The following is a 26,172-nucleotide window of genomic DNA, read 5'->3' on the forward strand; positions in this document are numbered from 1 at the left end:
CTAAGCAATAACCTATTGGATTGTCATCAACGAGTGCCCACACAGATTGATAGGTTTATATTGTTAAAGAGCGTTCTTCTTTGTGACTCATGTCACTTCGGAAGAGGCAGCCATTCTAGCGATTCAGATTAAAGTGTCAAACACTTTTTGAATTTTTTCTTTCTAACGTATTGTTTCGAAAGTTTACTAGTATTGGCTTTACTGAAACTTGCCGGAAGCCTTGTGGCGTCTGCCGTGTCAGTGGATGCGCATTATAGGGAGTTGAGATTTAAGCGCAAGCCCTTTCTTGAAAAAAAATCAAAAAAATGAGCGTTCGTAGAAATTGTGTGCAAAGAGACATAAAAAGGGAGCAAAACGCTCCCTTTTTCGTCACTTTCAGCGCGCTTTAGATAAAAGCATAAGCATCAGCAAACATTCTTTCTGCCAGTGCGTTCTTATGTAAAGTGAACTGCTCGCGCGCAGCACCCGCCATATCAAAACGACCAGCAATATAGATGTCGTATTCAGCTAGCGAGTCAAAGTCTTGATCAATCGCCTGTAATACATTGCCCACCTTACCTAACCAACCCTCGGGTGCTTGCTCAATCACTGGAATGAAATGGACATTAGCATGCTGCTCAGCGATTTGTTCTAACTCTTGCTGAGCATAAAGCTGACGTTCATCGCGACCGCCCCAATAAAGGTGGATTTCGTTCGTCAAGTTTTGAGCAATACAATGATCTAAAATAGAACGAACATAACTAAACCCAGTGCCACCAGCAATCAGCAACAAAGGACGCTCACTCTCTTGTTTTAACCAAGCGTCACCGTGTGGCGCATCAATAGTAATCTCACTGCCACTTTCTAGCGCAGTTTTCATCGCTTCGACAACTTCATGCGCATAAGCATTATGTTCTGCGGCGCCGATATGCAGCTCTAGCTCACCTTGATGACGACAAGGGCTACTCGCGATCGAGAATGGTCGCTTATCTTTTTCTCCCATTACTACCATTAGGTACTGGCCTGCTTTAAAGCTCATTGAACTTTGAGGGTGCAATAGGATTTGGTAAGTATTGCAAGCCAAGGGCTGAATTGACTTTACTTTACATTGAATAGTCATGGTGTTCCTCTAACTTACTCTTCCAGAGTAAGGACTAATTTACTTTCTGCGAAGGCTTGGCAAGCAAATATCCAACCTTGTTGTTGCTCTTTATCGGTGAGCATAGGTTCAAGGTGATAAGAGACTGTCCCTTCTAGTTTACGACACAAACAGGCAGCGCACGCACCAACCTGGCAGCGGTGAGGAAAGCGAATATTATTGTTGAGCGCAGCTTCCAACACCGTTTGTCCATCTTGCACTTCAAAATGTATGTTATGAGGCAACAAGAGAACACGATGGCTCATAGGATACCCAACTTATTCCAGAACGCATCGACTTTCGCAACAAGTTGCGGATCTTTGCTAATTGGTGTGCCCCATTCGCGAGTCACCTCCTCCCCTTGTACTTTATTAGTCGCATCCAGAATCAACCTTGATGGCAAAGACTCACTACCACTGACACGTTTCGTATCGCGCGCCGGGTCCATGCGAGTGGTGATAGCCCAAATAACGTCGTTCCAATCACGAGCATTGACATCATGGTCACACATCACGATAAATTTCGGTAAACCGTGTTCACTTAACCACGCCTCCACTTTCTCAGCTAATGCTTGTGATTCACCTGCAGCTTGCTTATCCATCGTCACTACGGCAAAGCGATTATTAATCACACTGTCAGGGAGATAGATATCTATCACTTGCGGATTACTGCGGATAAACTCGTCCAACTGTTGCTGATTAAGTTTCGGGCAAACGCTATTACTGTGTTCACTCTCTGGTTGTTCTGCTTGCCATTTCACGGTGGCATCCAAGCCCATTTTTGAGCCGAGCCCAGCCACTGGCGAAGCAAAATCCAATGAGTCGATAGGCGTATTATCAATGAACAGCGCATCTCTAACTGGATCCATATGCTCTGTCATTGCTTTCACCACTTGATTCCAATCACGGGCATCAACGGTTTCATCACAAACAATGACAAACTTGGTGTACATAAACTGCCGTAAAAACGACCACACGCCCATCATCACTCGTTTTGCATGCCCAGGGTATTGCTTCTTCATCGTCACAACTGCCATACGATACGAGCAACCTTCTGGCGGGAGATAGAAGTCTTCAATCTCAGGGAATTGTTTTTGTAAGATAGGTACAAACACTTCATTGAGTGCAACACCCAATACGGCAGGCTCATCAGGCGGACGCCCGGTATAAGTACTGTGGTAAATAGGGTCTTTACGCATGGTGATGTGCGTGATGGTAAATACGTGATGCTTTTCTTTTTCGTTATAGTAACCCGTATGATCGCCATATGGACCTTCATCCGCGAACTCGTTTGGATCAATATAACCTTCCATAACAATTTCAGCACTGGCGGGGACATCAAGATCATTACTGAGTGATTTAATCACCTCTGTTTTACTGCCACGCAATAATCCAGCAAACGCGTATTCGGACAGAGTATCCGGCACGGGCGTGACTGCCCCTAAAATAGTGGCCGGGTCGGCACCAAATGCGACCGATACAGGGAAAGGTTGCCCAGGATGCATTTCGATCCAGTCACGTAAATCAAGTGCGCCTCCTCGATGAGCAAGCCAGCGCATAATAATTTTATTTTTGGCGATTTTTTGTTGGCGGTAAATGCCCAAGTTTTGCCGCTTCTTGTTCGGCCCCTTAGTGACGGTTAACCCCCAAGTCAGCAATGGCGCTACGTCTTCCGACCAACAACTCATAACCGGAATCTTGTCTAAGTCAACCTCTGCACCTTGCCAGACGACCTCTTGGCACGGCGCTTTACGTAAGCGCTTGGCAGGCATATTAAGAACTTGCTTAAACACTGGTAGCTTATCGAGTGCATCTTTGAACCCTTTGGGCGGCTCAGGTTCTTTTAGATAGGCGAGTAATTTCCCCACCTCTCTGAGCTGTTTAACCTCATCTCGCCCCATCCCCATCGCAACACGTTCGGGGGTACCAAACAAGTTAGTTAACACTGGCATGTCATAGCCAACTGGGTTTTCAAATAACAACGCAGGACCACCAGCACGCAAAGTGCGATCGCTGATCTCTGTCATTTCGTAGTTGGGATCAACAGGGTGAACGATACGTTTCAGCTTACCTTGTTGCTCTAGATGGGCGATAAAATCGCGTAAATCCTTAAAAATCATAGACCTAATTATCGGCTGGTTAATCTGCAGGCAGTATAACAAAAACAGGGTTCGACTGAGCCCTCTTTTTTATGAGCTTATACTCAGCGCCACTACTGGCCGATCACACTGTTTATCGCATGACGATTCACTTGTTGATTGGTACTGACTAACTCTCGTAACCAAGATGAATGACCGTGTAACACTAGCTCCCCAGCGATAAAGCGAGTCTCATCAGGCCCAGACATTTTACTGATCAAAAATTGCTTCACTTGATCGGACATTGGACGCACTTTGGTCAGCTCACTGATCGCGCGCTGTTTTAAACTCGGGTTACGTGCGGCGGCGATCACTTGGTTAAGAGAAAACACATCGCCAGCTTGCGCTAAGCGAACGAGCTCTTGCTCACTGTGAAAGTCGGCTTTCATTAACCACAACAATTTATAAATGTGCGGATCTTGGCTGACTTGTGCCAAATGCACCATCACTTGTGATGATGGAAGCCAGCTCGTCACGGACTCTTGAGTGAGTTGCTCAGCTAATTGGGTAACCGCTTGTGGGGATAAACTGTCGAGCTCTCGAATCAACAACGATTCGCGAGTTTGAATCTGATAATCACTACCCGATAACCATTCTTTGAGCACCAACTCTCCTCGTTCAGCAGCAAACACAAAGCCCAAGGTTGACTGATCTTGATGCCACCGCTTCAACAAACGATTAGCAATAGCAGAGTAATTAAAGGCAGGAACCGTGAACTCATAGCCATCTCCTCGCTCGAGTACTTGATAAGTTGGAACCCGATTTTTTTGCTGCTCGACAAATAGCGCCAGCTGAGGAGTCAGGATCAGTTGCTGATCTTCGATTTTTTTCAGCAGTAGAAAACGCACAACTTCTTGCACGGGCAACGCGAGTCGATTTAAAGCGAAATTAAGCCCATCAACATCATCTTCGATAGCGTATTGCAGTAGTTGTGCGACTTTATCGTGTACTTGCGGCTCTTGCAGCCATTGTTCAACCCGCTGCGACTGCATCTCGGTAGCAGTCGCACTATGCGCGCCCAACAATAATAGGCTGGATAGGAGTAGCGACGACAACATTCCTTGTTGCATGTTAACCTCCTTGTAACAATTTTTTATTGTGCTCGCTCCAAACCGATAATGCAAACAAAAACGCCACCGCTTTTAGCGGTGGCGTTTTTGTTAAAGCAGTAAGCAAAGACTACTGACGGCGCATTGCGTCAAAGAATTCATCGTTAGTCTTGGTCATTGCCAATTTGTCGATAAGAAATTCCATGGCATCGCTTTCGCCCATAGGGTGAACGATTTTACGCAGAATCCACATTTTTTGTAGTTCATCAGCTTTGGTGAGAAGCTCTTCGCGACGAGTACCAGAGCGGTTAAAGTCAATGGCAGGGAAAACACGTTTCTCCGCAATTTTACGGTTAAGGTGCAGTTCCATGTTGCCTGTACCTTTAAATTCTTCGTAGATAACTTCATCCATCTTAGAGCCTGTATCAACAAGCGCTGTGGCGATGATCGTCAGGCTGCCGCCCTCTTCGACATTACGTGCTGCACCGAAGAAACGCTTAGGACGATGCAGAGCGTTAGCATCAACACCGCCAGTAAGAACTTTACCTGATGAAGGCACAACGGTGTTGTAAGCACGTGCTAGACGCGTGATAGAATCAAGTAGGATAACCACATCTTTCTTATGCTCAACCAAGCGCTTGGCTTTCTCGATAACCATTTCAGCCACTTGTACGTGACGTGACGCTGGCTCATCGAAGGTAGAGGCAATCACTTCGCCTTTCACTAGGCGCTGCATTTCAGTTACTTCTTCCGGACGTTCGTCGATAAGAAGCACCATTAACACGCACTCAGGATGTTTGTAGGCAATGCTTTGTGCAATATTTTGCAGCAGCATAGTTTTACCCGCTTTCGGCGGCGCTACAATCAGACCACGCTGGCCTTTACCTATCGGAGATGCTAGGTCTAAAACACGAGCGGTAATGTCTTCTGTTGAACCGTTGCCACGCTCCATCACCATACGCTCGTTGGCGTGCAGCGGCGTCAAGTTTTCAAATAAAATCTTGTTACGCGCGTTATCTGGCTTATCATCATTAACGGTATTGACTTTAAGTAAAGCAAAGTATCGCTCACCATCTTTTGGCGGACGAATCTTACCGGCAATTGAGTCACCTGTACGTAGATTGAAGCGACGGATCTGACTTGGAGAAACGTATATATCATCTGGGCCTGCTAAGTATGAGCAGTCTGCGCTACGTAAGAAACCAAAGCCGTCTTGAAGTATTTCCAGAACCCCGTCGCCAAAAATATCTTCACCACTTTTTGCGTGCGCTTTAAGTATGGCGAAGATGATGTCTTGCTTTCTTAGACGTGCTAGGTTTTCAAGGCCTAAGCTTTCGCCAAGTTTGACAAGATCAGACACAGGTCTGTTCTTCAGTTCTGTTAGATTCATGGTGTTAGATACTTGTTTAGTCAAAATAGGATCTGTTTTTTTGGTTAAGATGAATTTGGTCACAGGATCGACCAAGAAGAGATTCTTGTTTAATTAACGTGCGATAAATTATCACTAAATACTAGCCTAGTCTAGATTTTGTTGATGTTCAAAAACAAAACCGTGCATTAAGTATAATGCACGGTCTTATTTATTTACCGGATTATAGATTAGCGTCTAAAAACTCTTTAAGTTGAGTTTTCGACAGCGCACCTACTTTAGTCGCTGCTACGTTACCGTCTTTGAAAAGCAGCAACGTTGGAATACCACGGATACCAAACTTAGGTGGAGTACCTGCGTTTTGGTCGATATTTAATTTACCGATAGTGAGTTTGCCTTGGTACTCATCAGCGATTTCGTCCAAAATTGGCGCGATCATTTTACAAGGACCACACCATTCTGCCCAAAAATCGACAAGAACTGGGCCTGCAGCATTAATCACATCGTTATCAAAACCGTCATCAGTTAGCTGCAAAATCTTATCACTCATCTTCCACTCCAATGTGTTTTTTCGGAACTGGTTGGATGATAACCAGCATTTAGATGCCCTATTGGAATGTATTTACTTTCGTATTGCAAGCTTAAGCTGATATTCTATAGTGATGAAAAAGACGCATATCACAGAGCAAAAGTTCGCCGATTTGAGTTTACACCCTCAAATCATTGAAGGTTTGGAGAAAAAAGGGTTCGAATTTTGTACCCCTATCCAAGCGTTGGCGTTGCCGGTACTGCTCACCGGCCAAGACATTGCAGGACAAGCCCAAACGGGCACAGGTAAGACTCTCGCTTTCCTGACTGCTACTTTTAACCACTTACTGACTCACGACGAACCTGAAGGTCGTAAACCAAATCAACCGCGTGCCATCATTATGGCACCGACGCGTGAATTGGCGATCCAGATCTACAACGATGCAGAGCCACTCATCGCCAGCACTGGGATTAAAGCGGCACTAGCTTACGGTGGCGAAAGCTACGACAAGCAACTGGGCAAGCTTGAACAAGGTGTTGATGTCCTGATTGGCACTACTGGCCGTATTATCGATTTCTACAAGCAGAAAGTTTTTAACCTCAATAACATTCAAGCGGTAGTGCTTGATGAAGCCGATCGCATGTTTGATCTTGGTTTTATTAAGGATATTCGCTTTTTGTTCCGTCGCATGCCTGAACCAAAAGAGCGTTTGAACATGCTGTTTTCAGCGACGCTATCTTACCGCGTACAAGAGCTTGCTTTTGAACACATGCACAACCCTGAGCATGTGGTGGTTGAACCTGACCAAAAAACCGGCCATCGCATTCAAGAAGAACTGTTCTACCCATCTAACGAGCACAAGATGGCACTACTACAGACTCTAATTGAAGAAGAGTGGCCAGATCGCGCGATCATCTTTGCCAATACCAAACATAAATGTGAATCAGTTTGGGGCCACCTTGCTGCTGATGGCCATCGTGTTGGTTTGCTAACTGGCGATGTTCCGCAGAAAAAACGTGAGCGTATCCTAGAGCAATTCACTAAAGGTGAAGTAGATATTTTGGTGGCAACCGATGTCGCAGCGCGCGGTCTGCATATCCCACAGGTAACACACGTATTTAACTTTGATCTGCCTGATGATTGCGAAGATTACGTCCACCGTATTGGCCGTACTGGTCGCGCTGGTGAAAGCGGTCTTTCGCTCAGCTTTGCGTGTGAAGATTACGCGGTTAACTTGCCACCGATTGAAGAGTACATTGAGCATAGCATTCCCGTTTCCGACTACGACCCAAGCGCCCTGATCCAAGATCTACCAGCGCCAGTTCGTCTGCGTTCAAACCGTCCGCAGCAGCGTCGCACCAATACTGGGGGCTCTCGTTCAGGTAACCGTCGCCAAAACAACCGCTCTCGCCCACGTCAGCAAAAGGATTCGTAAGTCGTCTATGAGCCAAGCAGTTTCATCTCCGCTATACGCCGCCATCGACCTCGGGTCGAACAGTTTTCATATGCTCGTGGTGCGTCATATTGATGGCAGCGTTCAGACCATGGCGAAAATTAAGCGCAAAGTGCGTCTTGCCGCTGGTTTAGACGAAACGAACGCGTTAAACCATGAAGCAATGCAACGCGGTTGGGACTGCTTGAGTTTATTTGCCGAACGGCTGCAAGATATCCCGACGGAAAATATCCGCATCGTCGGTACCGCAACCCTGCGTACTGCAACCAACGTGGCTATTTTCCTCAATAAAGCCAACCAAATTTTAGGCCACAAGATTGACGTGATCAGCGGTGAAGAAGAAGCGGCAACCATCTACAAAGGTGTTGCGCATACTTCTGGCGGCAGCGGTCGTCGACTGGTGGTCGATATTGGTGGCGCCAGTACCGAACTCATCATTGGCCAAGGCTTTGAAGCTAAGGCCCTAACCAGCTTAAAGATGGGTTGTGTGACTTGGTTAGAACGTCACTTTAAAGACCGTCAACTCACAGTGACCAATTTCAACAACGCCATTTTGGCCGCTAAGCAAACGCTTGAACCCATTTTAGAGCAGTACACAAACATTGGTTGGGATGTCTGTGTCGGTGCCTCTGGTACGGTTCAAGCACTGCAAGAAATTATGTTGGCGCAAGGTATGGATGAGGTCATCACCCATACTAAATTGAAACGTCTACAAAAACAGGCCATGCGAGCAGACCATCTTGAAGAGCTTGAAATTGAAGGTTTGACGTTAGAGCGTGCCTTAGTGTTTCCAAGTGGCTTGTCGATTCTCATTGCGATTTTCGAATTACTTGAGATTGATTCAATGACCTTGGCTGGCGGCGCATTACGTGAAGGTCTGGTGTACGAGATGGTCGACGAGCTCAAGCAAGACGATATTCGTGCGCGTACCATTACCAGCATCCAGAGCCGTTATCAGATTGATCGCGCTTATGGTGATCAGGTGGCGACATTAGCTCGTTCATTATTGAGCCAATGCCAACCCAACTGGGTTGCCGAAGAGCAAGGTAAAATACTCCTAGAAACGGCGGCGAAGCTACATGAGATTGGTTTAACCATCGATTTCAAGAAAGGTGGTGAGCACAGTGCGTATTTGCTACAAAGCCTAGATTTACCAGGCTATACCTTAGCTCAAAAGCACCTACTGGGTGAGATTGCGCGCCGCTACCGTGAACAACTGACCTCACTGCCTGAGCAGCATGCTATTTCTGGAGCAAGCGCTAAACGCGTGTTGCGTCTATTGCGCCTTGCGGTATTGCTGACCCATCGCCGTAATCCCGCCCTTGAGCCAGTAATAAGTATAGCATCACAAGAAGACAACCTCGTTCTAACCATTGATGCACAGTGGCTAGAAGCTAATCCTCTAACGGCCGCCGAGCTGGAAATCGAAGCTAACCGTCAAAGTGATATTGGTTGGCCTCTGACCGTGATCGCGCAGTAATCATCCATGTTAAAAAACAAAAAGCCCGAGGGTGATGACGCCTCGGGCTTTTTTATTCGTTCAATGCTGTCAACGTGGTTAGTTAGCACCCAATATTTTAAAGTTCGGGTTTACCGCGGTTAGTCTTCTCACTAAGTAGTTAAGCAGCACGCCGTACATAGGCACAAACAAACCTAAACTAATGATTAGCTTAAAGCCGTAATCCACCATTGCAATTTCTGTCCAGTGCTGCGCCATAAATGGATCTGGGCTTTGGTAGAAAGCAATCGCAAAGAAAGCCATCGTATCCAACGCATTGCCGAACAACGTTGAACACGTTGGTGCGACCCACCATTGCTTGAGCTGACGTAAACGATTGAAGACATGCACATCTAAAATTTGGCCGAGCAAATAAGCCATAAAGCTGGCAATCGCAATCCGCGCGACAAATAGGTTGAATTCACTTAAATGGGATAGGCCTTGGAATTGACCCTCAAAGAACAGCACTGACAATACGTAAGAGAGCGCGAGCGCTGGCAACATCACTAAGAAAATGATTTTTCGTGCGAGCTTGGCACCAAACACACGTACGGTTAAGTCAGTGGCTAAAAATATAAAAGGAAAAGTGAATGCGCCCCAAGTGGTGTGCAAGCCAAAGATAGTAAAGGGTAGCTGAACCAAATAATTGCTTGATGCAATAATGATCAGATGGAATAAAACCAATAATAGAAGGGCTTTGCGCTGCTGCGCAGGGGTAAAGTTACTCATGCGATACCTTTTTAGTTTGGTTTGGGGGTGAGGGAACCCAAATCGACCGACTCCAAGTAAAGTAATTGGAACGAGTCTTACCAATAATGTATTTAAAAAATTTGATACTCGAAAACGTTAGCCTTTAAGAGCGACGACCAGCAAATGCAGTCAGCACCTTACCGCTTATACGATGACAAATATCGCGGCGAGCGATTATACATTAACCAACTTAGGCTGCAACTGGTTAAAATTAGGCAAACGTTGGCGCCCGTATTTGCTTTAAAAGCCGCGTTGAAACAGGCCAGCGAGAAATTCGAGCTCTTGCTGTGACTCACCATTCGCCACCGCCTCAAGCCAAACACACTCACTGTAATGCTCTGCTTTAAGAAATAACTGGCACCCTTCAAAATCAATCAACCAAGAGTGAATATCGGCGTCCCACTGCTTTTCAATCACACGTGCAGAGAGCAAATCCACTAAATGCTGCGCCAACTCAGGAAAACAATCAAAGTCGAAATCAGGCGTACCAATCACGATGATGCCCTGCTGTGGTCGGTAATCTTGCAAGCTAAATGATGTGGTCAATGAATCAGCCATGATGGGTCAAATGCTCCTGAATTAAATCTAAGAATGGATCGGCGTACTTTTCCAATTTTCGCTGACCGACCCCATTTACCGCTAGCATCTCGCCATAAGATGTCGGCAATATCTCGGCCATATCAATCAAGGTCGCATCGCTAAAGACCACATAAGGTGGCAAACCCACTTCATCGGCAATCGATTTACGTAGCTTACGCAGTTTAGCAAACAGCTTTTTGTCGTAGTTCTTGCTGGAAAGCTTATTCGACTTGGCTGCTCGCGCCGCGGTATCAAGACGCGGCACCGCCAACTCTAAAGACATTTCGCCGCGTAGCAACGGGCGTGCTTCCTCGGTTAACTGCAAGGTCGAGTTACGAGTGATATTTTGAGACAGTAGTCCTTTATGGATCAGTTGACGAAAAACACTCACCCAATAGTCGTGACTGTTTTCACGTCCGAGCCCATAGGTTGACAACTTATCATGGCCATTTTCACGCACACGGATATTTTGCATTCCGCGCAGAACTTCAACCACATAGCCCATACCAAAGCTTTGATTAACGCGATAAACACATGACAAGGCTTTTTGCGCTTGCTCGGTTGCATCAAAACGTTTGGGCGGATCCAGACAAATATCGCAGTTACCACACGGCTTTTCGCGATATTCGCCAAAGTAATTAAGCAGCACCTGACGTCGGCAGGTTTGTGCTTCAGCAAAGGCACTCATTGCATTGAGCTTATGCGCTTCAACCTGTTTTTGGGGCCCTTCGTCTTTTTCATCGAGCATACGACGTAGCCAACTGATGTCAGCCGGATCATAGAGCATCATGGCTTCTGCGGGTAAACCGTCACGACCAGCGCGTCCGGTTTCTTGGTAATACGACTCGATATTGCGTGGGATATCAAAGTGCACCACAAAGCGAACATTGGGCTTATTGATTCCCATACCAAACGCGACAGTGGCCACAACAATTTGTACATCATCACGCTGAAATGCTTCTTGTACATAAGCGCGCTCGTCCGGATCTAAACCGGCGTGATAGCTGGCTGCGCGTAGGCCGTTATTGCACAGTTTTTCGGTCACCATTTCCACTTTTTTACGGCTACCACAGTAAATGATGCCGCAATGACCGCGCTGCTCTTCGAGAAAACGTACCACCTGCGAGACTGGCTTATGTTTTTCGACCAAGGTATAGCGAATATTGGGTCGGTCAAAACTGCCCAAATAAGTATGAGGCTCATTTAATTGCAAACGCTGCATAATATCACTGCGCGTCGCATCATCCGCCGTCGCCGTTAATGCCATGACCGGTATATGAGGAAAATACTGTTTGAGCTGACCCAGCGAGGCATATTCTGGCCTGAAATCATGCCCCCACTGAGAAATACAGTGCGCTTCATCGACTGCAATCATCGACAGCGGTAAGCTTTCGAGTCGCTCGATAAAGTCGCGCATGAGAACGCGCTCTGGCGAGACATACACCAATTTCAACGCGCCAGAATGCATCCGGTTATAAACCGCTATGAGCGCCTCACGCGACATGGTCGAATTGATGCACTCTGCAGCAACACCATCAGCCTTAAGCTGGTCAACCTGATCTTTCATCAATGAAATCAAAGGCGAAATCACCAAGGTTAACCCTGAACGGACTAGTGCTGGAATTTGATAACAAAGCGACTTCCCGCCACCTGTCGGCATAATCACCAGACTGTCGTGGCCTTCGACCGCAGACTCGATCACCTCTTGCTGGCCATCGCGAAAGCGCTGATAGCCAAAAACATCTTCGAGGATGCTTTGTGGCGTAGGCTGTTCGGCCGGTGGTTGCTGTGCTAAAAGTGTCGAGGTCATGAATTATCTCAGTAGAATTGCAGGGCAGTGCGCGTGTCACGCAAGAGGCACATTGTAGTGGGGTTTAGAGGCGAATAAAACCGCAAATTGCTAGGTGATTTTGACAGTGATTCGTATACTGCATGTTTCAGTTTGTAAAATTGCTTAACATAAGTGAGTCTCCATGACGGCAGAACAACAACAACAGCGAGCCAAGCAAGGTGTCTTGTTCGCTATCGGCGCCTACACCATGTGGGGTATCGCCCCTATCTATTTTAAATCATTAGCCGATGTTTCTGCGCTAGAGATTCTCAGCCATCGTATCGTGTGGTCGTTCATCCTGCTTGCTGTCTTACTGCATTTTGGTCGAGGTTGGCGCAATGTTCGTGATGTCATGGCCTCAAAGGTTAAAATGACTTACCTGTTTTTTACTTCAATTGTCATCGCGACAAACTGGCTGATTTTTATTTGGGCCGTCAACGCCAATCATATGCTCGATGCCAGTTTAGGCTATTACATTAACCCGCTGCTCAACGTGTTGCTCGGGATGATCTTTCTGGGTGAGCGATTACGCAAAATGCAATGGTTTGCTGTGGCATTGGCCTGCGGCGGTGTCATCGTTCAATTGATTGCCTTTGGTTCCGTACCGATTGTCGCAATAGTACTGGCCTTTAGTTTTGGTTGTTACGGCTTGCTGCGTAAAAAAGTCAACTTAGATGCGCAAACTGGCCTTTTTGTCGAAACGCTGCTGCTGCTGCCCATCGCGGCGATTTACTTAATCGGGATTGCAGAGACAGCAACGTCGAACATGGCTCTCAATGATACCACCCTCAACTTGCTGTTAATTGCTGCAGGCGTAATTACTACCCTGCCCTTGCTGTGCTTTACTGGCGCGGCCACCCGTTTGAAACTGTCGACCTTGGGCTTCTTCCAATATATTGGCCCTAGCTTGATGTTTTTACTCGCCGTACTGGTTTACGGTGAAGCTTTTACCGCTGATAAAGCGATCACCTTCGCCTTTATTTGGAGCGCACTGGTGGTATTCAGTTTCGATGGCTTGAAAAATAATCGCCAAATTAAAAAAGCCGCTGCTTTGAGCTGATCGTTTTTTACAAGACAATCTTTGTAGCAGGTTATAAGCTTGGTGAAATAGTCACCAAGCTTTTTTTGTTTTATGGACAAGGTCAACTACCACAGCACGCAAAATAGAGAGATCAGTCTGATTGAAGCGAACTACCATTCGTTCGCCTTTTCACGCCACTATCATCTCGATTTTCATATTGGCCTAATCACAAGCGGACAACAGAAGTTTCACTATCAAGGCTCTAGCCACCATGTTGGCGCAGGACAATTGGTGATCATGCCCCCCGATGAATTGCATGACGGTCAATCACTGCTTGAGTCGGGCTATCAAGTGCGTGTTTTTGAGCTCGACCCTTTGTGGCTCAGTGAATTGGCGCAATTAAACAACGCTCACCAATTAATTAACTTTAAACACTTGATCATCTCAGATGCGCAAGTTTTCCATTCACTTGCTTCGCTACATCAACGACTCGCGCAAAACAATATCAGCCAGTTGGCTAAAGACTGCCTACCCTATGAAGGTTTTGAGCGGCTCTTTAAGCACTATGCGAGCGACGGACAACAACCCGTGCTACCGCTTGGCAATCAATCAATCGCAACACTGAAAGAGTACTTACTCAGTCATCTTGACCAACCAGTGCGTCTCGACGATTTATCGCAACTTTGCCAGCTCAGTCCAACTCAGCTTCAACGTCACTTTAAAGCCAAAGTCGGTTTAAAGCCAAAGTCGGTTTAACGCCTTACGCTTGGTTTAATCGCTTACGCATGGAACAAAGTATGAAATTACTCAAGGCTGGGATCAGTGGTACTGAGGTGGCTCACCAAGTTGGCTTCTACGATCAAGCGCACTTTAGTAAAGCGTTCAAAGCCACTTACGGTGTCAAACCCTCACAAATCAATTAGTGTCAGTTTTTTACAATCGCCACAGCGTGTCAGATGGCACAATAGCGCTATCAATTACGACTGATAAGTTTTTCTCTCCATGAATGAAATCACCATTTTATCCACCCTTGCTCTGGTCCACTTTGTCGCTCTGATGAGTCCAGGACCTGATTTTGCCCTCGTGGTGCAAAACGCAACGCGCTACGGACGCCAAACCGGGTTTTATATTGCGCTTGGCCTCTCTTGTGGCATTTTACTGCACTCAATTTTAAGCTTAACTGGCGTCAGCTATTTGGTTCACCAACAACCCACCCTGTTTGCCCTACTCCAGATCGCCGGGGGCAGTTACCTGTTTTATCTCGGCTATGGCGCTCTAAGGGCGACATGGTCAAGCATCCGTCGCCCGCAGCAAAGCGATGCCGAAAATCGCGACCGTTCCAGCCTGTTGTTAAGCAATAAGCGCCAAGCCTTTTCGCGTGGCTTCGCGACCAACATTCTTAACCCTAAAGCCTTAGTGTTCTTTGTCAGTTTAATGTCGAGCTTAGTGCCTGCCACGATGTCCTTAACGGGAAAAGGCGTCGCCTTGTTGATTTTGTGGAGCTTATCTTTGCTATGGTTTTCGTTTTTGGCTTGGGTGCTATCGACTCAACGCATGCAACGAAAAGTAAAAGCGATGGCCATTTATGTTGATGGGCTATGCGGTGTGCTATTTACTTTTATTGGCGTCAGCATTTTATGGCAATCCAGCACCTCTCTGCTGAGCCAAGTTTAACCTCTCAACCGTCTAATATTTGATTCAAGGTTACAATTTGATAACAAACTCTTAGACCTGTTCAGATTCCACTGTCACTCTAGCTTTGCATACATAGAAGGAGAATAAAGATGCAGTGGAAACTTACACTTCTCACCACCTGCTTGCTCACAACGTCAATCACTAGCTGGGCTAACCAAGCGACCGATTCCGTCGCACCGGAACACAGCAGTGGCCTAGAACACAAATCCTTGGTCACCGCTAAAGAGTGGATGGTCACGGCCGCCAATCCAGTCGCAACCCAAGCGGGTGCTGATGTGCTCGCCAAAGGCGGTAATGCGATTGATGCCATGGTGACCACGCAACTGATGCTCGGTCTGGTTGAGCCTCAGTCATCGGGGATTGGTGGCGGTGCTTTTCTGGTTTACTGGGATGCTGACAAACAACAGCTCACTACTTACGACGGCCGAGAAACCGCGCCGCTCGACGCAACACCGCGCCTATTCCAAGATAAAAATGGCGAGCCACTTAAATTTTACGATGCGGTTGTCGGTGGCCGCTCGGTTGGCACACCCGGTACCGTTAAGCTGATGTGGGATATGCATCAAAAATATGGCCAGCTAGATTGGGCTGAACTCATTCAGCCAGTGATCGCTCTCGCTCAGCAAGGCTTTGAAATTACTCCGCGTCTCGCCACATTAATTGAAGCCGATGCACAGCGTCTGAGTCGCTTCGAGGCCACCAGCGCGTACTTTTTAAACTCAGATGGTTCACCAAAAACCGCAGGAAACATACTAAAGAATCCACAATACGCAGCCACACTGACCGCGATTGCCAAACAAGGCGCAAAGGCGTTCTATCAAGGTAAGATCGCAAGCGACATCATTAAAACGGTTCAAACGGCGCCAGGCAACCCGGGCGTCTTAGCACAAAAAGACTTCGATGCTTATACTATCAAGCAACGTCAACCCGTCTGTTCAGGCTACCAAAGCTATGAGATCTGTGGCATGGGCCCACCGAGCTCAGGCGCGTTAACCGTGAGTCAGATTCTATCCATCACAGAGCAATTCGATCTCAAAGGCTGGGGGCCAAACAACGCTAAATCATGGCAAGTGATTGCAGATGCCTCTCGCTTAGCTTTTGCCGATCGCGGCATGTACATGGCAGACGAAGATTTTGTGCCCATGCCAACTCAAGGTTTGCTTGATAAAGAGTACTTAAAGCAGCGCGCACAACTTATCCAACCGGGCAAAGCATTGGCTACCGTTAGCGCAGGCACTCCACCATGGAACTACGCTCAGCGCCAAAGCACCGATGAGTCTATTGAACTGCCATCCACCAGCCATTTTAATGTGGTCGATAAAGCAGGCAATGTGGTCTCAATCACCACCACCATTGAGAACGCCTTTGGCTCACGCTTGATGACCAATGGCTTCTTACTCAACAACGAGTTGACCGACTTTTCTTTCCGTACTCATAACCAAGGTAGGCCGATTGCCAACCGATTAGAGCCCGGCAAGCGCCCTCGCTCTTCAATGGCACCGACCATCATTATGCACAATGATCAACCCTACATGGCAATTGGCTCGCCGGGCGGAAGTCGTATCATAGGTTATGTCGCACAAGCGATTATTGCGCATATTCAATGGGGAATGGACATTCAACAAGCCGCTAATCAACCTCACCTACTCAACCGTTTCGGCCCACTGGATATTGAACAAGGCACAGATGTCGAAAGCTTTAAATCTGAGCTTGAGAAAATGGGCTTTGAGGTCAATATTCGCGATCTGAACTCAGGAATACATGCCATTTTATTGCAAGATGGTCAGCTACAAGGTGCTGCAGACCCACGCCGTGAAGGTGCCGCGATCGGACAATAACGCCGATCGACTCGCTTGCTTGTGCGAGATCTCTCACAAGCAAGTGAGTAAATAGTGTTTTTTTGCTGAGAAAAATGTAACACAGCCATAGTAAGTAATTGTTTTACAATGACTTGCATGAAATTACAGCGAATGTTTATGTAGAAAAACGTTTGCGCTCTATTGCTCGGCGCGCTTAAAGAGGTAATATGAACCCTGTCGGATGGATGCTGACACGGAACAGGAAATTACCACGGATTAGGTAATCTTCAGGAAGAAGATACGGTTGCTCAGGATGAACAATCGGCATGGATAGCAAACGGACATTGAACGGACGCAATAGTAACTAGGATGGTTGCTACTAAGGATGGGAAATGGACACCTCAGGATGAGGAAAGGACTGATCATCAGGATGATGAAAAGGACACCGCTCAGGGAACAAGCGAAGTGAGCTAGCTAGGATGGTTAGCAGACCAGGATAGGGTCAAGGACACCGCTAGGATGGCGATGAATGGATTAAGCTGAAGGATTCAGCCTACTATCAAGGATTTGATGCATGGAGCACCTCTAGTAGCCGGATTGCTGCGAGTAAGACTATAACCCCGATGGGCCTTGGCCCTCGGGGTTTTTCTTTATTTTTTTCTCTGCATATTTGAGAAAATGAGTTTAGCGCTTACAGCGTTTCTAGTTTGGCATAAGCCGTCACTAACCATTTGATGCCTTCACCGTTAAAAGCAACTTGAACGCGACTTTGCGGGCCACTGCCCTCAAAGTTAATAATGGTACCTTCGCCAAATTTCGGGTGCATCACTCGTGAGCCTAAACTAAATCCGGTTTCATTAAAGCTCTCTTTAACCACCGTTTGGCTAAAACGTCCTGAGCTTGTCGGGCGACTCACTTGCGCTTTCATTCGCACTTCATCTAAACAGTTTTCTGGTAACTCACGAATAAAACGTGACGGTTTATGGTACTTATCTTGACCATATAAACGGCGCATTTCAGCGTAAGTTATATAGAGCTTCACCATCGCACGTGTCATGCCGACATAGCAAAGACGACGCTCTTCTTCTAAGCGACCGGCCTCTTCTGCTGACATTTGACTTGGGAACATCCCCTCTTCAACACCGACCATAAAGACCAGTGGAAACTCTAACCCTTTAGCACTGTGCAAAGTCATCAACTGCACTGCGTCGTCAAACTCATCCGCTTGGCCCTCACCCGCTTCAAGCGCTGCATGGGTCAAAAATGCCGTCAAGAGCGTCATCTCTTCTGCTTCTTCTGGCTTTTCAAACTGGCGCGTTGCCGTGACGAGTTCTTCCAAGTTTTCAATTCGAGCTTTCGACTTCTCGCCTTTTTCCTGCTCGTACATGGCAAACAGGCCAGAGTATTTGATCACATGGTCGGTCTGCTCATGCAGTGACATTTCGACCGTATCATCTTCTAGCGCCTGAATCAGTTCGACAAAACGACTCAACGCCCCTGCCGCCCGACCAGGGAGTACTTGCTCATCGAGCAATGCCACACTCGCTTGCCACATGGTACAGCCACGATCACGCGCGGCAAAACGCAAGGTTTCAAGCGTCTTGTCACCCAAACCACGAGTCGGCGTATTGACCACACGTTCAAAGGCCGCGTCATCATTGCGATTCGACATCAAACGCAGGTAGCTTAATGCGTCTCTGATCTCTTGACGCTCGAAGAATCGCATCCCACCATAAATTCGATACGGTAAGCCTGACTGAATTAATGCCTCTTCAAGCACACGCGACTGGGCGTTATTACGATACAGCATCGCAGCATCATTCAGCGCTCCGCCTTGATCTTGCCACTCTTTTATTTTACTAACCGCAAAGCGCGCTTCGTCTAACTCGTTGTATGCCGAATAGACCGAGATAGGCTCGCCTTCAACCCCTTCGGTCCATAGCTCTTTTCCCATTCGCTCGGTGTTATTAGCAATGAGAGCGTTGGACGCTTGCAAAATCGTTTTGGTCGAACGGTAGTTTTGCTCAAGACGAATGGTTTTAACGCTTGGAAATTCTTGGGTAAATTTCTCAATATTTTCGATTTTTGCCCCACGCCAACCGTAAATCGACTGGTCATCATCGCCAACGATCATCACGTGTGAGTTCGGGCCTGCCATCATACGCAACCACGCATATTGGATATTGTTGGTGTCTTGAAACTCATCGACCAAAATATGTTTGAAACGGGCTTGATAGTGTTCGCGGATGTGCTTTTTATCGCGCAACAACTCATGGGCGCGAAGCAATATTTCCGCAAAATCAACTAAGCCAGCACGATCACACGCCTCTTGGTAAGCACTGTAGACCTGCAAATAGGTTTTGGTCACAGGGTCGTGATAAGCGTCAATATGATTCGGGCGTAGACCTTCATCTTTTTTACCGTTAATCCACCACGCCACCTGACGTGGAGGAAACTGTTTCTCATCTAAATTTTGCGCCTTGATCAAGCGACGCAATAAGCGCTGCTGATCGTCGCTATCAATAATTTGAAAATCTTCCGGTAGCTTGGCATCCAAATAGTGCGCACGCAAAATGCGGTGACAGATCCCATGAAACGTCCCATTCCACATTCCGGAGGAGCTGCCCATCATCAACTCTTCAATACGACCACGCATCTCAGCCGCCGCTTTGTTGGTAAAGGTTACCGACATGATTGAAAAGGGTGAGGCCTGTTCGACCGACATTAACCACGCAATGCGATGAACCAACACGCGTGTTTTACCACTGCCTGCGCCAGCTAAGATGAGTAAGTTTTCTAGTGGGGCGGCAACAGCTTCACGCTGCTTGTCGTTCAAACCATCGAGAAGTAATGAAGGATCCATGGGGGTGCTCAGCTACTGTTTATCTATACATATAACTGCATTATACCCGAGTGACTTGAAGATGCTAGGTACACAGTAAACCAAAAAAACGCCCTGCAGCAGTCGCAGGGCGCGTAAGGTTATTCATTGCACGGTTAACTTATCTTAGCTTAAGCGCTAATACCCGCATGACGCAGTAATGCATCAATCTGCGGCTCACGGCCACGGAAGCGTTTAAACAGTTCCATCGGCTCTTCGCTGCCACCCATTTCAAGAATGTTGTTGAGGAAGCTTTGTCCGGTTTCAGTATTGAAGATGCCTTCCTCTTCAAAACGCGAGAAAGCATCTGAAGACAAGACTTCTGCCCATAGATAGCTGTAGTAACCCGCGCTATAACCACCAGCAAAGATATGACCAAAGCTGTGTGAGAAGCGATTCCACTCTAGGCTAGGCAAAACCGCCACTTTTGACTTCACTTCGGCCAACGTCTCAAGCACGCGAGGGCCAACCTCGGGATCAAACTCAGTGTGCAAGGTAAAGTCAAACAGGCCAAACTCAAGCTGACGCAAGATAAACATCGCTGATTGGAAATTCTTCGCCGCCAGCATCTTCTCTAACATCGCTTTTGGCAATGGCTCTCCGGTTTGATAATGCCCGGAGATAAACGCCAACGCGTCTTCTTCCCAGCACCAGTTCTCTAGAAACTGACTTGGTAATTCTACCGCATCCCAAGGCACACCGTTGATCCCCGATACCGCCCCCACATCGACCTGAGTCAACATATGGTGAATACCGTGACCAAACTCATGGAACAGCGTGACCACTTCATCATGAGTAAACAACGCCGGCTTATCACCGATCGGTCGGTTAAAGTTACAGGTTAGGTAAGCAACGGGCGTTTGCAATTCGCCCGAAACAGTCATGCGGCGCACGCGACATTCATCCATCCACGCACCGCCGCGCTTGTGTTCACGCGCGTACAAGTCGAGATAAAAACTGCCACGTAACTGATCATTAGTGTCAAAGATATCAAAGAAACGTACTGACTCATGCCAAGCATCAACACCTTGACGCTCTTTGACAGTCATACCAAACACGCGCTCAAGCACTTCAAATAGGCCACTGACCACTTTGGCTTCTGGGAAGTAAGGGCGCAGCTCTTCGTCTGAGATTTGGAACAGGTGCTGTTTTTGTTTTTCGCTGTAGTAAGCAATATCCCACAAATTGAGCTCATCAATGCCAAACTCACTTTTGGCAAATTGACGCAGCTGTTTGACTTCGTTCTCGCCTTGCGGCTTAACTTTGTTGGCAAGATCGTTGAGAAAGCCAAGTACCTGAGATGGGGTTTCCGCCATCTTAGTCGCTAGAGACTTCTCGCTGAAGGTATTGAAACCAAGCATGCGGGCAATTTCGTAGCGCAGTTTCAACTGTTCGTTAATGATTTCGCTGTTGTCCCACTCACCGGCTTTCGGTCCACGGTCAGAAGCGCGAGTAACGTACGCTTCATACAGCTCTCTACGCAGCTCTTGATTGTCACAGTAGGTCATCACTGGCAAGTAAGAAGGGATGTCTAACGTGAGTAAATAACCATCTAGCTCTTTCGCCTCAGCCGCTGCTTTGGCGGCGGTCAAGGCCGATTCTGGCATACCTGCCAACTCTTTTTCGTCGCTAATGTGCTTGGTCCAGCCCATGGTGGCATCCAACACATTGTTAGAGAATTTTGACCCTAGCTCTGACATACGCTTACTGATTTCACCGTAGCGGTGCTGCTGATCGGCAGGTAGACCAATCCCCGACAGCTCAAAGTCACGCAACGAATCGGTGATGGTTTTCTTTTGCGCCTGAGTTAATGAAGCAAATGCCTCACTGACTTTGATTGATTTGTATGCTTCAAACAAACCTTTATGCTGACCAACCCAAGTACCGTACTCTGATAATAATGGTAAACAGCTTTCGTAGGCGTCACGCAACTCGTCACTGTTAATTACCGAGTTCATGTGGCTTACTGGTGACCAGATGCGACTCAACTTGTCATCCACTTCCTCAATCGGTGCGACTAAGTTATCCCAAGTTGGCTCATTGTTGCCGTCCAGCGCCTGTTCTATTTCCGCCCGGCAATCGGCAATCGCCTGTTCAATCGCGGGCTTAACATGCTCTGGTTTGATTTGCGAAAACGGCGGCAAATCAATGAAGTTCAGCAGTGGATTAGACATAAATCATTCCTTTCATTGGCTAAGCGAACTCACAAGCTCGTCTTAACTATTTTGTGTTGGTCTAAATAGTAAATATAGGTAGGTTCAGCAATTTTCAATAGTAACGTATACTAAAGACCATTATTGTTCGCCCCATTTGAGAGTGTCATTGTGTTAAGTTATCGCCACAGCTTTCATGCCGGCAATCATGCCGATGTGATTAAACATATTGTCCAAAGCCTTATCCTCAACGCTTTGAAACAAAAAGAGAAGCCGCTCGTCTATCACGATACTCATTCTGGCGTAGGTCGTTACGATCTTACGCATGAGTGGTCGGAAAAGACCAGCGAGTACAAACAAGGCATCGCTCGCCTCTGGCAGCAAAATGACATTCCGCAAGAGCTTGAAAGCTACCTTGACTCGATCAAAGTGCTCAATAATGGCGATACATTACGTTATTACCCAGGTTCACCGCGTGTCGCTCGTGCACACCTACGCCCAGGTGATCGCATGGTGCTGACTGAACTGCACCCGAGTGACTACCCACTGCTTGAACAAGAGTTTCATCGCGATCGCCAAGTCAGCATCTTTAAAGAAGATGGTTTTCAACGTTTAAAAGCAAGCTTGCCGCCAAAAGAGCGTCGTGGCTTGGTATTGATTGACCCACCTTACGAGTTGGCCAAAGAGTACCGTGATGTCGTACAAGCCATCAATCAAAGCTACAAGCGCTGGGCAACGGGCATTTACGCGATTTGGTACCCAGTGGTCAATCGCTGTGATATCGACGATATGCTCGATGGCCTCGAAGCGCTTGGGATTCGCAAAATCTTACAAATTGAGTTAGGCGTCTCTCCTGATACCAACGAGCGTGGCATGACCGCATCGGGCATGATAGTGATCAATCCACCTTGGAAGCTAGAGAGTCAGATGCAAGCAATTTTACCTTTCCTCAAGAAAGCCATTGCTCCGGCAACCGGTCACTTTAAAGTCGAATGGATCGTGCCAGAGTAACAGAGGCACAAGCGAGCAAGAAATTAAATTATCGAGGATCGATTGAGTTCAACCACTCTATCCTCCATATCAGAGATATATAACTTTAAAAACGAATAGGGACTGGTTACTGGCTAGTTACCTGCGGAAATGGAGAAAGTCATGTCAACGCATTTTGATTACATCTGTATCGGTGGCGGCTCAGGCGGCATCGCATCAGCAAACCGAGCAGCAATGTACGGCGCTAAAGTCGCGCTTATCGAGGCGCAAGACCTAGGTGGCACTTGTGTCAACGTCGGTTGCGTACCCAAGAAAGTCATGTGGCACGGCGCACAAATTGCCGAAGCGATGAACCTTTACGCTGAAGACTACGGTTTCGATGTTGATGTGAAAGGATTTAACTGGGGTAAACTGGTTGAAAGTCGTCAGGCCTACATTGGCCGTATTCACCAATCTTACGATCGCGTACTAGGTAACAACAAAATCAATGTCATCAAGGGTTTCGCTAAGTTTGTTGATGAGAAAACGGTTGAGGTCAACGGAGAACACTACACGGCCGATCACATCTTGATCGCTGTTGGTGGTCGTCCAACCATTCCTAACATCCCCGGTGCAGAATACGGCATTGATTCAAACGGCTTCTTTGAGCTAAACGAGCAACCTAAACGTGTTGCTGTGATTGGCGCTGGCTACATCGCGGTTGAGATTGCCGGAGTTCTTAATGCCCTTGGCACTGAGACGCATCTATTTTGCCGTAAAGAATCACCACTACGTAGCTTTGACCCGATGATCATCGAAACACTGGTCGAAGTGATGGCAGCAGAAGGCCCTACACTTCACACGCACTCAGTGCCTAAAGAAGTTGTGAAAGAAGCAGACGGCAGCCTGACTCTGCACCTAGAGAACGGTAATACACAAAACGTTGACCAATTGATTTGGGCGATTGGCCGCCACCCAGCAACCGATGCGATTAACCTAGCTTCTACTGGTGTAGAAACCAATGATCGTGGCTACATTAAGGTCGATGAATTCCAAGCAACGAATGTGCCTGGCATCTACTGTGTGGGTGACATCATGGAAGGTGGTATTGAGCTCACGCCTGTCGCTGTAAAAGCCGGCCGTCAGCTTTCTGAGCGTCTATTCAATGGTAAAACTAATGCCAAGATGGATTACGACTTGGTCCCAACGGTGGTATTTAGCCACCCACCAATCGGTACTATTGGCCTAACCACTCAAGAAGCTGAGCAGAAATACGGCAAAGATAACATCAAAGTGTACACCTCTGGTTTTACCGCGATGTACACCGCCGTCACCAAGCACCGTCAGCCATGTAAAATGAAACTGGTTTGCGCCGGCGAAGAAGAGACAGTTGTCGGCCTTCACGGTATCGGCTTTACCGTCGATGAGATGATTCAAGGTTTCGCTGTTGCGATGAAGATGGGCGCGACTAAAGCTGACTTCGATTCTGTGGTGGCCATTCACCCAACGGGCTCTGAAGAGTTTGTTACCATGAGATAAGAAGCTGATAAATAAAGAAAAGGATGCCGATGTATCCTTTTCTTTTTGCGCCTAGAAACCCACTAAAGTGACCTTTCCTACGAATTCATCACCATTCTGGCAGCTGAAATCCACGCGCTTATCAGCGGGTTTGTCATACAATGTTTTAAGCTTATCAAACTCAGCGGCAACAAAGCTGATGTTTTTCAGACGCAAACTTTTACGTGTTTGACTATCGAGAAAGGCCAAGGCTGAGCGGTCTAATATGGTCTGACACGCATCTAAAATCCCTTTACTCACTAACTTTGACGTGATTACCTGCTCGCGCTCTGTACTAGTTACTTGAGCAAACAAGCATATGGCCTGTAGGTCGAGCATAGCGACCGCTCTTGGCTTTTGGCTCGCGCTGTCTTCATACACCGCCAGCACACAAGGAATTTTGTTCTTATCAAAACTCTGCGCCGCTAAGTTGGTTAAACTGAGTGCGTCACCCAGTTCGCGTTTTAGTAATTTCTCAAGTTGTGACAACTTAGGTAGTGCGAGCTCTTTTTGGACATCGTTTACCGAGTCGAGAGTTTTACGACTCTCTTCTGCACCTTGAACTAAAGGCAGCAGCAAATGATGTAGTTGGCTATCTTCAAACGGCTTGGTCAGTACAAAGCTCGCCCCGGCCGCTGTGGCTTGCTGTATCTGCTGCTGATCATCAACCGTCGTAATCATGCCGATTTTGATCTCTGGGTTAAGTTTTATCAGCTCTTTGGTTAACGTTAGCCCCGACATATCAGGCATATACCAATCCGTTAATACGATCTCAGGTTGCCATTCTTTCGCCAACTTAATCGCCTCGTGAGCATCACAGGTTTTTTTGATCGATAAGCGACAGTAGCCGAAGCTCTCTAACCCCCGCCTCACAATCTCTAAGGTCGCTTTACTATCATCGACTATCAGTATTTTCACTAACTACCATCACCTAACGCATCAGAACTATTGAAATTATAGGCATATTTTTGTCAGACAACTAAACTTAGAATCGATGTATGTGGCAAATTTTGAGGAAATAAATGGATCTAGCGCCCCTAATGAGCTCAGAAAACCTCGTAGCTCTCGCCATCGACTTCGGTCTACTGATCCTTCTGGCTTGGTTTATCATTTTATTGCTGATTTTGCGCGAGTTTCGCCACTTTGCTCGCCAAGTGGTTAACCACCGCGATATGGACAAAGGTACCTATGACCTATGTCAACAATCGGTCGATAAAGCGCTCAATTACACAGCAGAAAATAGTGACACTCTTAACGACTTAATCATCATTCAGCAAGCTCTAGAAAGTCAGGTTTCACAGATTAAAGCCGCCAAAGAAGATCTCACTGAGCAAGAGCAAGCGTCAATTGAAGAGCTTAATCAAAAGCTCAATAACTCCCATCGGCTGATCAAAAAGCTTAAAGGGGATTTGGATAAGAGCGTTAATGGCCTGCGCCGGGCCAAGAATAAGCTAATGCAACAGACCGATACCGTTGAAAGCCTACAAATCGAGAAACAGCAACTTGAAAAGCAATTTGAGCAACTTGAGCAAGAGTACATTCAAATCAGTGAGGCCGGAGGCGCAGCCAGTTTGGCTCAAGAGTTCCAGCAAGAGAAACAACAATTGCTGGAACGAATAGAACAATACAAGAAAAAACTGTCAACACAAGGCGATACGGCCGCACTAAACGCCGAACTAGAGGCATCACAACAACAGCTGCATCATCTAGGGAAAGAGAAAGAGTTCGTGGAGAAAAAGTACCTTGAACTGCTTGAAGAGGCAGAAAAGAACAGCAGTCGTTAAC

Annotated in this window: 19 protein-coding genes and 3 pseudogenes; 9 read left to right on the plus strand and 13 right to left on the minus strand. The window is 47.0% G+C overall.

From position 1 onward, the window contains the following. Positions 1-385: 385 nt before the first annotated feature. The 7 genes and pseudogenes from fre to trxA form a co-directional block, all read right to left on the minus strand. Positions 386-1,099 carry an NAD(P)H-flavin reductase gene (gene fre / locus CDZ87_RS14865; protein ID WP_100754239.1) on the minus strand — a complete coding sequence of 238 codons (714 nt, stop codon included), beginning with the start codon at positions 1,097-1,099 and terminating at the stop codon, positions 386-388. A 14-nt stretch (positions 1,100-1,113) separates the two neighbouring features. After that, the gene (locus CDZ87_RS14870) at positions 1,114-1,383 is read right to left on the minus strand and encodes a 2Fe-2S iron-sulfur cluster-binding protein (RefSeq protein ID WP_038175622.1); all 270 of its coding nucleotides are present in this window, start codon (positions 1,381-1,383) and stop codon (positions 1,114-1,116) included. Next, a pseudogene (locus tag CDZ87_RS17580) lies at positions 1,380-1,787 on the minus strand (4-hydroxy-3-polyprenylbenzoate decarboxylase); the annotation flags it as partial. The gene CDZ87_RS14870 and the pseudogene CDZ87_RS17580, both read right to left, overlap by 4 nt. 71 nt (positions 1,788-1,858) lie before the next feature. Next, positions 1,859-3,236 (minus strand): annotated as a pseudogene (gene ubiD, locus CDZ87_RS14875) (4-hydroxy-3-polyprenylbenzoate decarboxylase); the annotation flags it as partial. Positions 3,237-3,328: 92 nt separating this feature from the next. Then, entirely contained in the window at positions 3,329-4,324 is a 996-nt protein-coding gene (locus CDZ87_RS14880; protein WP_100754241.1) for a hypothetical protein, read from the minus strand. 109 nt (positions 4,325-4,433) lie between these two features. After that, the gene (gene rho / locus CDZ87_RS14885) at positions 4,434-5,693 is read right to left on the minus strand and encodes a transcription termination factor Rho (protein ID WP_038175627.1); all 1,260 of its coding nucleotides are present in this window, start codon (positions 5,691-5,693) and stop codon (positions 4,434-4,436) included. 202 nt (positions 5,694-5,895) lie between these two features. Next, positions 5,896-6,222, minus strand: a complete 327-nt coding sequence (gene trxA, locus CDZ87_RS14890) for a thioredoxin TrxA (RefSeq protein ID WP_100754242.1) — start codon at positions 6,220-6,222, stop codon at positions 5,896-5,898. Positions 6,223-6,334: 112 nt separating this feature from the next. Between trxA and rhlB the strand changes: the two genes are divergently transcribed. Together rhlB and gppA are read left to right on the plus strand one after the other, a co-directional pair. Continuing rightward, positions 6,335-7,636, plus strand: a complete 1,302-nt coding sequence (rhlB, locus tag CDZ87_RS14895; RefSeq protein ID WP_100754243.1) for an ATP-dependent RNA helicase RhlB — start codon at positions 6,335-6,337, stop codon at positions 7,634-7,636. 7 nt (positions 7,637-7,643) lie between these two features. Next, positions 7,644-9,134 (plus strand): guanosine-5'-triphosphate,3'-diphosphate diphosphatase, encoded by a 1,491-nt coding sequence (gppA, locus tag CDZ87_RS14900; RefSeq protein ID WP_100754244.1) that lies wholly within the window; start codon positions 7,644-7,646, stop codon positions 9,132-9,134. A gap of 78 nt (positions 9,135-9,212) precedes the next feature. Here the strand turns inward: gppA and CDZ87_RS14905 are convergent, their stop codons facing one another. The 3 genes from CDZ87_RS14905 to recQ all read right to left on the minus strand — a co-directional run bounded on the left by CDZ87_RS14905 (position 9,213) and on the right by recQ (position 12,291). Beyond that, positions 9,213-9,881, minus strand: a complete 669-nt coding sequence (locus CDZ87_RS14905) for a 7-cyano-7-deazaguanine/7-aminomethyl-7-deazaguanine transporter (RefSeq protein ID WP_100754245.1) — start codon at positions 9,879-9,881, stop codon at positions 9,213-9,215. Between the two features lie 261 nt (positions 9,882-10,142). Continuing rightward, entirely contained in the window at positions 10,143-10,448 is a 306-nt protein-coding gene (locus tag CDZ87_RS14910; protein WP_172953595.1) for a DUF3630 family protein, read from the minus strand. Between the two features lie 4 nt (positions 10,449-10,452). Next, entirely contained in the window at positions 10,453-12,291 is a 1,839-nt protein-coding gene (gene recQ / locus CDZ87_RS14915) for an ATP-dependent DNA helicase RecQ (RefSeq protein WP_100754247.1), read from the minus strand. 163 nt (positions 12,292-12,454) lie between these two features. Here recQ and rarD point away from each other — a divergent pair, with 163 nt between their 5' ends. The 4 genes and pseudogenes from rarD (at position 12,455) to ggt (ending at position 16,866) form a co-directional block, all read left to right on the plus strand. After that, positions 12,455-13,372, plus strand: coding sequence for an EamA family transporter RarD (gene rarD / locus CDZ87_RS14920; protein ID WP_100754248.1), 918 nt, complete (start codon positions 12,455-12,457; stop codon positions 13,370-13,372). Between the two features lie 72 nt (positions 13,373-13,444). After that, positions 13,445-14,256, plus strand: a pseudogene (locus CDZ87_RS14925) (AraC family ligand binding domain-containing protein). 79 nt (positions 14,257-14,335) lie between these two features. After that, on the plus strand, positions 14,336-15,007 hold the full coding sequence (locus tag CDZ87_RS14930; protein ID WP_100754249.1) for a LysE family translocator: 672 nt from the start codon (positions 14,336-14,338) through the stop codon (positions 15,005-15,007). Positions 15,008-15,117: 110 nt separating this feature from the next. Next, the gene (gene ggt / locus CDZ87_RS14935) at positions 15,118-16,866 is read left to right on the plus strand and encodes a gamma-glutamyltransferase (protein ID WP_100754250.1); all 1,749 of its coding nucleotides are present in this window, start codon (positions 15,118-15,120) and stop codon (positions 16,864-16,866) included. Between the two features lie 652 nt (positions 16,867-17,518). Here ggt and uvrD read toward each other — a convergent pair. Then, positions 17,519-19,690: a DNA helicase II gene (gene uvrD, locus CDZ87_RS14945; RefSeq protein WP_100754251.1), complete on the minus strand. Its 2,172-nt coding sequence runs from the start codon at positions 19,688-19,690 to the stop codon at positions 17,519-17,521. A gap of 149 nt (positions 19,691-19,839) precedes the next feature. Continuing rightward, the gene (prlC, locus tag CDZ87_RS14950) at positions 19,840-21,882 is read right to left on the minus strand and encodes an oligopeptidase A (RefSeq protein WP_100754252.1); all 2,043 of its coding nucleotides are present in this window, start codon (positions 21,880-21,882) and stop codon (positions 19,840-19,842) included. Between the two features lie 150 nt (positions 21,883-22,032). On the opposite strand from prlC, the gene CDZ87_RS14955 reads away from it, so the two are divergent. Continuing rightward, positions 22,033-22,872: a 23S rRNA (adenine(2030)-N(6))-methyltransferase RlmJ gene (locus CDZ87_RS14955; RefSeq protein ID WP_038175626.1), complete on the plus strand. Its 840-nt coding sequence runs from the start codon at positions 22,033-22,035 to the stop codon at positions 22,870-22,872. 141 nt (positions 22,873-23,013) lie between these two features. Continuing rightward, positions 23,014-24,369 (plus strand): glutathione-disulfide reductase, encoded by a 1,356-nt coding sequence (gorA, locus tag CDZ87_RS14960; RefSeq protein WP_100754253.1) that lies wholly within the window; start codon positions 23,014-23,016, stop codon positions 24,367-24,369. 51 nt (positions 24,370-24,420) lie between these two features. On the opposite strand, the gene CDZ87_RS14965 is transcribed toward gorA, so the two are convergent. After that, entirely contained in the window at positions 24,421-25,305 is an 885-nt protein-coding gene (locus CDZ87_RS14965; protein ID WP_100754254.1) for a response regulator, read from the minus strand. Positions 25,306-25,409: 104 nt separating this feature from the next. Between CDZ87_RS14965 and CDZ87_RS14970 the strand changes: the two genes are divergently transcribed. Then, positions 25,410-26,171, plus strand: a complete 762-nt coding sequence (locus CDZ87_RS14970; protein WP_100754255.1) for a chromosome partitioning protein ParA — start codon at positions 25,410-25,412, stop codon at positions 26,169-26,171. Position 26,172 lies beyond the last annotated feature (1 nt).

The sequence above is a fragment of the Vibrio salilacus genome (assembly GCF_002811245.1).
In the GTDB taxonomy this organism is placed as follows: domain Bacteria; phylum Pseudomonadota; class Gammaproteobacteria; order Enterobacterales; family Vibrionaceae; genus Vibrio; species Vibrio salilacus.